The sequence below is a fragment of the Mesorhizobium sp. M7A.F.Ca.US.014.04.1.1 genome (assembly GCF_003998745.1).
Classification (GTDB): Bacteria; Pseudomonadota; Alphaproteobacteria; order Rhizobiales; family Rhizobiaceae; genus Mesorhizobium; species Mesorhizobium ciceri.
This window is the reverse complement of the sequence record NZ_RZRW01000529.1, coordinates 1-3893: the sequence shown is the minus strand read 5'-3', so window position 1 is coordinate 3893 and position 3893 is coordinate 1. Positions and strand designations below refer to the sequence as shown.

The following is a 3893-nucleotide window of genomic DNA, read 5'->3' as shown; positions in this document are numbered from 1 at the left end:
CTCCACATACGGAAGCAACTCGAAAAGTACGATCACGGCCATCACGCAGACGATATAGATCAGTGGCAACTGCTGCGATTTCCAGACGATATCGAAGCGCGCGGTTTCCGGCCCCGCCCCGAACAACGCAAGAAACTGCGTCCAATGGAGGGAGACGACGCTGACCAGGCCCATCAGCGGGATCATTTCCAGAAAGCTGTGCACATGCTGTTCGATCGGCGTTACCCTGCGCGCCGTGGTTGCATAGCGTACATCCCACATCGCCGTCGCCTCGTGGATGAAGAAGGTGACGATCATGACAGCGATGACCAAGGCATTCACCTCGAGGAACATGGCTGCCAGCAACGGCACGCCTACTTCGGCGAACATCAGAAGATGGATCAAGGATTCCTTGGCGCCCGTGGTCGACTCGATATGTGAGGCGCGGTGGCAAAGCCAGTCTGCAAAGCCAGCGACAAGCCAGACGGGAAGCAGAAAGTACATAAGGATCAGCACGGTGGGACCTGACAGCATAAACGCGTCTGGCTTGGTTCGAGGTCTACTCAGAGACGAGCTGTCGATCACTGCCCAGGCATTTCGGTGTTTTCCTTGGGATTCTTCTGGACGCCCGCGGCTGGTGAGGTATCCGCCGGGGCGTTGCCACCCTGGTTCTGTTCAGGCGCGCGTTTCAGCGGCGAGGTCTGCCAGCCCATATCAATGTAGAAAAAGCCGACGACGAAACCGACAATGATGACTGCGGCTATCACCAGCGAGATTATCGCGTTGCGTCGCTCCATAGGCCTAGCCGCCACTTGGCTTGGGAGATGCAGGCTGGGCTGGCTGCGTACCTTGCTGATCGCCGCCGGTGCTGGTCTGCGGTGTCGGGTTGGTGTCCGTCGTGGGATTCTTGTCGACCGGTTGGCTGTTCGTGGTATCCGTCTTGGACTTGGCTGGATCGGCATTGTCATTACACGCCGCCAAGGCGAGCAATGCGGCCGACATCAAAAGCACTGCCCTCATGCTGATTTCTCCTGGCTGAGTTCGGGCGAAGCCGCCTGCCAATGACCTATCCGGTCGAACCGCACCGACAGCCCTTGTTTGACGGCGCTTCTGGCCAGCAGATGGTCCAGTTCGGCGTCCTCGATCGGGCTTCGTACGACCTGGCGGATGGCCTTACAGGCGAGTTCGGTCGAGACGAAATCATATCTCCTGCTCCTGGCGACAACATATTGTTCGACCAGCATCTTTACGCGCCTGAGCGCGATTTCTTCCGCGAATTGCATTTTGTTCCTCCTGCACGCCGAACTGCTGAACGGGTACGTTGTTCCAAAGATTTAAAACATGGCGCCCTGCCCATAGAAAGCCCGCGCTGCCGCGAGGGCGCGCGGGCTGATCAGGCTGAGGGAACCCGACCGTGCAGCATCAAACAAGGGGAGCGATGACGCTGCACGGCTACCGAACTCGCACAAACTTGAGTTGTTCCACCGCCATCATGAGTTGTTCACAGTCGAATGTGCCCAGAACAAAATCGCTTTTCATGGCCGGCATAAAGCCGCCCATTCAATCCTATCCGTACGGAACAATCAGCCTCGATGGTGGTTCGGCCGAAGCGAAATTCGGAGGACGTTATGACGAATGAAAAGTTGGCCGTGGTGAGGGCAAGGTCGGCACCGATGAGAAGGACAATCCCACCGATGTAGTCATAGCCGGTTACGAGGCGAGATGGCCGGCGAGGAACAAGTCATCAGCAGTTGGAGAACAAGCTGCAGGTCGCCGCGGCGCATGTGATGCCGGCAGGCACGCTGGCTGAACAGCACCGCAAGATGGCCGAGCCGGGTTCCGCATCCAAAGACTGAACAATCGGGCATCACGGCAGCAACTCCTATGTGTTGACCTGTATATCGACGGATTGCTGCAGACGCTCAGACGGTGCCTTTTACACGATTTGCCTTCCAACCTTCTTCCAACAAGGAGCAACCTCATGAAAGCGCTCACATGGCACGGCAAAGGCGACATCCGATGCGACCAGGTGGCTGATCCCGCTATAGAGGATGATCGCGACGTCATCATCAAGGTCATCTGCTGCGCCATATGCGGCTCGGACCTGCATCTGATGAACGGATATATGCCGACCATGGAATCGGGCGACGTGCTTGGACACGAGACCATGGGCGAGGTCGTGGAAGTCGGCCGCGGCCATTCGAAATTCAGGAAGGGTGACCGCATCGTGGTGCCGTTCAACATCTCATGCGGCGAATGCTGGTTTTGCCAGAAGGGGCTGTTCTCGCTTTGCGACAGGTCCAATCCCAATGCCAAACAGGCCGCCGAAGTGATGGGACAATCCCCGGCGGGCCTGTTCGGCTATTCGCATCTGGTCGGCGGCTATTGGGGAGGGCAAGCCGAATATCTGCGAGTCCCTTTCGCCGATGTCGGTCCGATAAAGGTGCCCGAAGGAATGGACGACGAACAGGTGCTGTTCCTCTCAGACATCTTCCCGACTGGCTACATGGCGGCTGAAAATGCCGGCATCGAGCCAGGCGATACCGTCGCTATCTGGGGCTGCGGTCCGGTCGGCCAGTTCGCCATCCAAAGCGCATGGATGCTCGGCGCCGGCCGCGTTATTGCCATAGACAAGGTGCCGGAGCGGCTGGCGATGGCTCGCGAGCACGGCAAGGCCGAGACGCTCGACTTCAGCAACTCCGATATTTACGACGCCTTGATGGCGATGACCGATGGCCGCGGTCCTGATCGCTGCATCGACTGTGTCGGTACCGAGTCGGATCCCGGCGCCAGTGCCGACGCCATGCTCGACAAGGTCAAGGCCGCCGTCTACCTCGGCACCGACAGGCCGCATGTACTGCGCGAAGCAATCTACTCCTGCCGCAAAGGCGGCACCATCTCGGTGCCCGGCGTCTATATCGGTCTCGTCGATCATATTCCGTTCGGCGCCGCCATGAACAAGGGCCTGACCTTCCGGATGGGTCAGACCCATACTCAGCGTTACCTCGAACCGCTCCTGGACATAGTCCAGAAGGGCGACATCGATCCCTCCTTCGTGATCACGCACCGGGCGGATCTCGGAGCCGGGCCGGATCTCTACAAGACGTTCCGTGACAAGCAGGATGGCTGCATCAAGGTGGTGATGCGGCCGCATGGTTGAGGTGTCGGGCTCTCGCACCAGGTCTGCCCTGAGTAAGTCGGCGGCCGTGGATCGCAATGGACCCGTTGGCACCTGGAACCTTCGATCGCGGCGACGGTTTGACCTGCAGACTTCACAGCGGCGGGACTACCGTGCCCCACCCGATGCAAAGAAAGGTGCTGCCATGAGCAATGAGAGTTCCACATCGAAACCCAGCGTCCGGTCTCCGAACGCCGATGGTCTGCCGCACCCGAGACGGGACGCCAGTGACACGGATGCCGGTGGCAAGCCGGAGACGCCGAAAACCGCAGGCACATCCCGGCCGTCGACCGCGCCGCTTGACAATCCGGTTGCCAATCGCAACGCCGGGCGGCCGCGTCAGGCGAGCACCACGCCTCGGCCGACGGACAAGCCCCTGGACTGATCGAAACCGGCTGTTGAAATCACGACGAGTGCGTGTCGGGACGAAGCAATGCCAGGTCGGCCAGGGTGTTGAGAAGGGCAGCGTCGCCTGCCGGCTTTGGCACGAATTTGCAGCTTCGGAAGGGTTGGGGAACATCACGCGGCCCAAATCCGGTCATGAAGGCGAAGGGGACGCCGCGAGCCAGCAATGTTTCGGCTACGGGCAGACTCGTTTCACCGTTCAATTGAATGTCGAGCAGCGCCACGTCGACTTTGCCTGCATCGATAAGTTGACGAGCCGCGGCGACCGACGAGACCGGGCCGATCACGGGATAACCCGCCGCACGCAGGCGAGACGCGACGTCTTCGGCGA

Annotated in this window: 6 protein-coding genes; 1 reads left to right on the top strand and 5 read right to left on the bottom strand. The window is 59.8% G+C overall.

Annotated features, from left to right (window positions below):
• The 4 genes from EOA22_RS26750 to EOA22_RS26735 form a co-directional block, all read right to left on the bottom strand.
• The coding region (locus EOA22_RS26750; protein ID WP_127390336.1) for a diguanylate cyclase at window positions 1–513 on the bottom strand (513 nt) is incomplete at its 3' end.
• A 47-nt stretch (window positions 514–560) separates the two neighbouring features.
• Window positions 561–776 (bottom strand): hypothetical protein, encoded by a 216-nt coding sequence (locus EOA22_RS26745; protein ID WP_063170164.1) that lies wholly within the window; start codon window positions 774–776, stop codon window positions 561–563.
• A gap of 4 nt (window positions 777–780) precedes the next feature.
• On the bottom strand, window positions 781–999 hold the full coding sequence (locus EOA22_RS26740; protein ID WP_063170163.1) for a hypothetical protein: 219 nt from the start codon (window positions 997–999) through the stop codon (window positions 781–783).
• Window positions 996–1262 (bottom strand): hypothetical protein, encoded by a 267-nt coding sequence (locus tag EOA22_RS26735; RefSeq protein ID WP_063170162.1) that lies wholly within the window; start codon window positions 1260–1262, stop codon window positions 996–998. Before EOA22_RS26735 ends, EOA22_RS26740 begins: the two co-directional genes overlap by 4 nt.
• Window positions 1263–1960: 698 nt before the next feature.
• On the opposite strand from EOA22_RS26735, the gene EOA22_RS26725 reads away from it, so the two are divergent.
• On the top strand, window positions 1961–3139 hold the full coding sequence (locus EOA22_RS26725) for a zinc-dependent alcohol dehydrogenase (RefSeq protein ID WP_063170161.1): 1179 nt from the start codon (window positions 1961–1963) through the stop codon (window positions 3137–3139).
• A gap of 422 nt (window positions 3140–3561) precedes the next feature.
• Here the strand turns inward: EOA22_RS26725 and EOA22_RS26720 are convergent.
• Window positions 3562–3893 (bottom strand): response regulator (locus EOA22_RS26720; protein WP_127390335.1); only part of this gene is annotated, 332 nt, incomplete at its 5' end.